Here is a 6,302-nt window from a genome sequence, read left to right on the forward strand (position 1 = left end):
CGTATCTGCACCATGTCACGGAGGTACGGGAATCCTGCATACGGTCATACTCGGAAGGGGCCACCATTGAAGAGGCTGCCGAGGAGGCGGGTGTGGATGCCCGCACCGTCTCTCGATGGGTGGCGCGTGCAAGGCGCGTCCTCGGCGGTGTAGTGTCACTCGTATCGAACCTCGTGGCGGAGCTTACCACCATGGTGACCTGGCCGAAAGTGAAGGCCGAGGGAACAAGGGGCCTCATGCTCCTCCTCTTCGACCTGGGCGACATCCTCTGCGGCGCCACTGTGACTTGTGGCGCTCCGGGGGTCTTCCCAAGGGTGAACTCCTCCAACTTCTACTACCTCTGATGCAAACATGTCCGGTCTTGTAAGCGCCGGGATGCTTGGCATGTACTGGATTCGCCATTTGAGTCCGGTGTGGTCGCGAAAACGGCCGGAATTCGATGTAGAGCTGTCCGGCGCTACCTTAGCTTCGGGCAAAGAGAGTGCCACTTGGCAAGGACTGGCTCCGCCCGGGGTCATCTTTCGGCCTTTACAACAAACCGTGTCATGGTTTACAGGCAGCGCCGGTGCTATAGTGGCCTCTGAAAGGAGCCCTCAAGCCATGGACGATAAACTCAGGCAGGACATTGCATCGTTTCGCTACAGTCTCATCTCACCAGTAGTGTCGAGGAAAGCATGCTATCTCAGTCCTCACACGGGAGGTGGGCTGTGGGAAAACCACGGTGCTGCGCTCTCTTGCCGCCTCCCTTCCAGACTCAAGGTACAAGCTCATCTACGTGTCCGGCCGGAACGTAACCGAGCGTGTCTTCTATGACAATGTCCTGACCGGGCTCGGCGTGATCCCGGCGCACTTCTCAGTCAAGATGAAAAGGCAGTTTCGAGAGTGTGTCGAGGGCCTTGCCGCAAAAGGGGTGGATCTCGTGCTTGCCATAGACGAAGCCCACGAGCTATCCCACGACATGCTCTGCGAGATCCGATGCCTTGTGAACTTCGAGATGGACTCGTCCTCCCCTTTCAGTCTTAGTCTCGTAGGCGAGCCCCAAATGCGCACAACGCTGCGTCTGCGCTCCCTCCAGGGGCTCTTCCGGAGGGTGGAGGTGCAATACCATCTTGCCGGCATGGATAGGTCCGAGATCAAGCCATACATCACCCACGAGCTCAAAATGGCAGGCTGCCCAAGGCCCCTTTTCCCGGATGACGTCATAGACCGCATCTACGACTACTCTAGGGGTGCAATATGGCTCGTGGCACGCCTGTGCAAGGGGTGCCTGATGGACGCATACGCCCACAAGCAGCAACTCGTGGACAACGATAACCTAAAGCGCGTCATGGAGGAACTCGCTCTATAACACAGGAGAGAAACCATGAACACGGTCCTCATCACAGAAAAAGCCAAGAGGTCGAGGCCACCAAACGAGCACCTGCGATTTCCGCCCAGACAAGCGAGGCGACTCCCGCATTAACCCGCCATATACCGGAGCCCTGGCTCGCGCCGGGGCTTCCTCACTTTCCCGTGGTGCCAATTCCGCCGGCGTAACCGCCGTCACTGTGCTCTGGCGTCGACACCAAAGGACGAAATCTCGTCCTCCAAATGTATGGATTCACCCTGCTTTTCTGTGGATTGCATATTCCTCAGCAAGAGCACGGAACCAATTAGGGAGGCTACGCCGAGAAAAATCCATAACGGCACCAGATCCGCGGCTCCCTCTATACCTGCATTAGCCTGGTATAAAGAACCGGCGGTTAAAACCAGGGTGTAAGTGGCGCCCTTGACATTGAACATAGCTGCCAGCACATATCCCCAGGGCCGATGCTTCCACAGCCAGATTGCAGCCAACACGAGGCCCGGTACCACAAGCGATAAATCCAGAGCGGCCACCAGCTTGAAACCGCCCTCATCTAAACCACTCTGCGGAAGCTGCCCGGTTACGACGAAATCTAGCGATTGGGCGATCCACGCTACCCCCAGTAAAACAGCCCAAAACATCATGTAACCGCTGATCCATTTGACAGGTGTCCTGGCCTGGAATTTCTGGCTGATTCCATTGACATCGACGTTCGCCAGGCCGAAGATGAGCGCAAGAACCGACAGCGTGAACAGGGCTACATAAACCAGGAAAAATCGGTTGAGAGCAGCCCCGAAAAGGTAAAACGCGTAATTGTAAAGCGTATAATCCAGCATCCCTAGCCAGACCAGCTGTGCTCGCTGCGAGCCGCACATCGAAAGGATCAACGCCGCGACCAACAGCGGGACAGCTACAACGAGTGTCACCAGGTCATTGCCGTACCATCCTACCGTGATAAAGGTGTCGTCCCGGTACAGGTCGTCGATGAAAAGCCCACCCGCGGCTGCAACCAGGGTCAAGACTGCGATAATGCTCGACAGAACATAGGCGGAATTCAGTTTGGTATCCAACATGTTCTCCTCCCTCATCTGGAGTGAGCCCCCATTCATACATCACCCTTCCGCACTTCCTCGCCTGCAAACGACGTCCCAGCAGCGAGAAAGCGGTCCAGGTCACTTTTGCGAATGCGCTAGCCCGCTTTGCCACCGGGCAACCGCCCACGCCTCGGGTTGCGATAGACGGTATAGAGACCAACCTTTTTGAGGGTCGACCCGAGACTGAGAGAGGCCAGCCGAAGACTGCCTGATAGGCTTCTACCCTGAGCCTGCCTTCCCAATCGGACTGCCTAGACCGCGGTGTGAAGCGGCACGGTGCGGAGGCGAGTCTTCCTTTGCTCAAGGAAGTTGGCGAGACGCACCGGGTTCGCGCAGATGATGTGCTCTTCGGTGAGGTCAGCCGCGCGGGCGATGGCAAGAGCCTGGTCCACAACGCCTACTTCAGTGAAAAAGTGTGCATCGCTATTGACCGCCACATGCACGCCGTGCTTTCTGGCAAGCCTTCCCATGCAGGTGCATAGCTCCCGGCTGTCGCGCCGACCGATCATATAAGGCGAGAACGACCGAGCGTTCAGCTCGAGTATAACCCCGAAGTGCGCCGCCGCCATAACCAGTTGCTCCATATCGACTGGGTAACCGGGGCTACACGGGTGCACGATCATATCGACATGAGGGTTCTGCATCGCGTTTACCACTGCCCGGGTGTTGTCCCGTGCGTTACGGCCGCTGTACCCTGTGTCCGGATGGATGCCTGCAGCGACGAAATCCAGGCCCGAGAGGCAAGCATCGCCGAGGTCGAGACTGCCGCTGGGGTCGAGGATGTTGGCTTCCACGCCCCGGAGGATGCGCACCCCGCCGACTGTGTCTGGGACTGACCGCAGGTTACCGAAGTAGTAAGGGTGCGGTCCACCCGGCATGGCGGGGCCGTGATCCGTTACGGCGATAACCTTGAGACCGCGCGCCTTCGCTGCCTTCGCCATTTCCAGGATGGTGCTGTACGCATGTCCACTTGCGACAGTGTGCACGTGTAGATCCGCTGTCATGTTCATTCTGACTAATGTCCCTCCTTTCATGTGGTTCTTGAATGCCCTGGTCCTGTCCGGCGCCAACAGGCAGTCTGTTGCACCTGCTTGACCCTGCAAGTTAAGTCCGTATGGCCCGCCGTGTCAGAGCGTACTTGCGGTGCCCCGGACTACCTGAACTCGGCACCGGATTACCTGTGCTAAGCGTAGCACAGGGTCTTTACACCCCCATTGCGCGGCTGTGAATACTTGTTACAAAAGTCCTAATGATGCCTTAACAAGACCCGCGTCGGAGCCGTCATCGTTGTATCTACTCCAGTCGAAGCTGGTACGCCCGGTACTACTCTGCCAGATCGGCAGCGCGTGACAATCCGATCGCAGAGGCAGCCGCCTATGGGCCTTCGAAGGCGGATTGCGGGACAGGTCAGCTGCGCCGCCGGCCACCGAATTGGATGGCGGCTGCCTACGTAACAAAGCAGTGCTATAGATACCCGACTCCGAAGTTAACACGATGTCCGCGGGCGCTCGGCTGGCTCGCCCGCTGTCCATGCCCTTCGCGTCGCACGCAACTTCTGAGCTCGAGCTTGGTTATCTATAGCTTTCACGTACCATTAACGCGTGTGTTACCATCTCGAACACACATGTCATACCAGTTTAGTGCCTGTGTGCAATAATGGGTTTGACCGAAGGCAACTGAAAACAACACGGGCTTCCGCCCGTGTGCTAACCGAATAGACCCGTAAGGCAAAACCCGGAGACAGATGACGTCATGGACGAGTGGAATCCCCTGAAGACATACCTTGGCCGTCCTAAGGACTGCACTAGAATGCAAGGAGGACCACGAAAGACGAAGACCGTGATGAGGAACGTCGCGTTTCTCCTGGCAATCGTGGTCGTTGTCGGACTTAGCGCCGGGCTAGCACATGCTGGCACGCAGATCACCGTCCAGGGCTCTACGACCGTTCCTATCAAGCATGACAACCTGCGACTTGTACGTGTGCGCAAGGTCCACGATCTCGTTGGCGACCAGACGCAGGATATTGTCATTGATGCCCTAGAAGCTAAAGTTGCAGTTCTTACCCCGCTGCTGGGTTTCCCTTCTAACCTCGCGTTGGCGCCGCTGTTCTCGCCACCACATATCACCCGGCACAACAGCCTGGGTAATCTCCGTACCTTCCAGGTCTGTGAAGGATACCTCAACGAGCGGACGCCTATCCACGGCGACAGCCAGAATGGTACGGGGTTGGACGGGAGGAGGACAAGGATACTGGAACGTTACATGGAGATGGAAGTCATCAGCTTTCCCGCACAATCGCGCAGTTCGTACCATGCGCGGGTTTTCCAGTGCTGGACGCAAGAACTTTTCCCTCTGCCAGGTGCCGCACTCCAGAGGCAGCAGTAGATGTGATGCCGGGCGTGAGGAAAAGTCCGTTTCAGGTGTTTCACCGCGGACGGCAAAGAGGCAGCGCTTGCGACCTTTCAGGGGCTTTCTCCTTGGATCGTGCCCATCTAACAAAAACAGCGTAACCCCAAATGTGTCTGTCTTGGGCTCGTAGTAGAGGCCGAAGTTTCGGCACCGTTTATCCTGTTCGGCTCCCTCCTTTAGCTTAAAGTAGCCTGCCAAGGTCTGTGCAACATCCTCGAATAGGCTATCCTTCAAGCTGGTATGCGTAGGGAATATGAGGCAGGATCCCAACAGTACCTTGCAACGCTCCACAGAGGAATCTTGGATGCCTCTACCCGGCGCATCGGGTTGGATACCGGCCCCCTGATCCAGCGAGGTAGCTCCGTGCATGATAGCTTCACGGGCTCAGGTGCGACAGCTTCTTTCAGCGCCTCTTCAGGGCGGAAAGTGTGCATGAGGCCTGAGAAGAGGAGAGGGATAACCCGCGATCAACTTGGCCGACACCATGTCCTCATGCTGTGTACGCTAACATAAAAGACATAATGGAAGGGCCGACCCCCGATTCGCAGTTCGTAGGTTATACTGGAGATAAAATCCTATGAGGATGCCCCAAAGTTCGTGGAATTTGAGGTAGCGGCTCCCGGCTTCGTTGCGATAAAACGGAGCTGTGGAAGAATGGGGGGAGCCACCGATGTCAGCATACTACGGGAAGAGCAAGACCGGAAGGACCGACACGAAAGAAGACGCAACGCAAACATCAATCTCCCGCGAGGTGGTGCTGAGCCTGGAGGCGATACGCCAGAGGGCCAAATACGGGCTGCTTGCGCTGCGCGTAGAGGTAGGGCTCAACACACTCGAGATGTGCTCGGGAATCGTGTTCCCGTCCAGAGGTATCAGGTTCACAAGATGAGGAACGTTCTTGACTATCTCCCTGAGGAACAGCGCCCCTGGGTGAAGGGCAAGCTTGCAGCCGCCTCGGTGGAGCCTGACGCCAACACGGCGAGGAAAGCACTTGAGGCACTGGCAGACTCTTTGGAGAAGAACTACCCTGGGGCCGCCGCAAGCCTGCGCGAGGGGGTGGAGGAGACGATAACTATTAACAGGCTCATGCTGACAGGCGCTCTCCGGCGCACCCTACGTTCGACGAATTCCATCGAGTCCGCCATAGAAACGGCAGGGACCACCGCGCGCAGGGTCAAGAGGTGGCGTAGTGGAAACCAGGTTTTGAGGTGGACACTGGCAGGGCTCAAGGAAGCAGAGCGAAGGTTCCGACGCGTGGCAGGTTATCGGGAGTTGCCGCTCCTACGGATGCGCCTGAGGGGCGCGGTTCTCAACGCCACCACGAGCGAGGCAGCAAACGCATGAAACATCAAGCGGGGGTGTGCTACGCGAAATCCCACGACGATTGGGACAAGCTTGGTCCTGGGGCTTATGGGGCTCGAGGGGTGGGGCATTGAACTCGGTGGCCCCCGCGC

The 6,302-nt window shown here is 57.5% G+C and carries 8 protein-coding genes; 5 read left to right on the forward strand and 3 right to left on the reverse strand.

Annotated elements, in window-relative coordinates:
* Both GX515_13375 and GX515_13380 read left to right on the forward strand, forming a co-directional pair.
* Positions 1-344 (forward strand): helix-turn-helix domain-containing protein (locus tag GX515_13375; GenBank protein HHY33983.1); only part of this gene is annotated, 344 nt, incomplete at its 5' end.
* 356 nt (positions 345-700) lie between these two features.
* Entirely contained in the window at positions 701-1,348 is a 648-nt protein-coding gene (locus tag GX515_13380) for an AAA family ATPase (GenBank protein ID HHY33984.1), read from the forward strand.
* Positions 1,349-1,542: 194 nt separating this feature from the next.
* On the opposite strand, the gene GX515_13385 is transcribed toward GX515_13380, so the two are convergent.
* Positions 1,543-2,418, reverse strand: coding sequence for a hypothetical protein (locus GX515_13385; protein ID HHY33985.1), 876 nt, complete (start codon positions 2,416-2,418; stop codon positions 1,543-1,545).
* 272 nt (positions 2,419-2,690) lie between these two features.
* Entirely contained in the window at positions 2,691-3,449 is a 759-nt protein-coding gene (locus GX515_13390; GenBank protein HHY33986.1) for a phosphatase, read from the reverse strand.
* Positions 3,450-4,248: 799 nt separating this feature from the next.
* On the opposite strand from GX515_13390, the gene GX515_13395 reads away from it, so the two are divergent.
* A complete protein-coding gene (locus GX515_13395) occupies positions 4,249-4,824 on the forward strand; it encodes a hypothetical protein (protein HHY33987.1) in 576 nt (191 codons plus the stop codon).
* 254 nt (positions 4,825-5,078) lie between these two features.
* Here GX515_13395 and GX515_13400 read toward each other — a convergent pair whose 3' ends face one another.
* On the reverse strand, positions 5,079-5,282 hold the full coding sequence (locus tag GX515_13400; protein ID HHY33988.1) for a hypothetical protein: 204 nt from the start codon (positions 5,280-5,282) through the stop codon (positions 5,079-5,081).
* A 236-nt stretch (positions 5,283-5,518) separates the two neighbouring features.
* Between GX515_13400 and GX515_13405 the strand changes: the two genes are divergently transcribed.
* Both GX515_13405 and GX515_13410 read left to right on the forward strand, forming a co-directional pair.
* Positions 5,519-5,737 (forward strand): hypothetical protein, encoded by a 219-nt coding sequence (locus GX515_13405; protein ID HHY33989.1) that lies wholly within the window; start codon positions 5,519-5,521, stop codon positions 5,735-5,737.
* Positions 5,734-6,192, forward strand: coding sequence for a hypothetical protein (locus GX515_13410; GenBank protein ID HHY33990.1), 459 nt, complete (start codon positions 5,734-5,736; stop codon positions 6,190-6,192). The genes GX515_13405 and GX515_13410 overlap by 4 nt, the downstream gene beginning before the upstream one ends.
* The last annotated feature ends 110 nt before the right edge of the window (positions 6,193-6,302 follow it).

The organism is Bacillota bacterium, assembly GCA_012842395.1.
Classification (GTDB): Bacteria; Bacillota; SHA-98; order UBA4971; family UBA4971; genus UBA6256.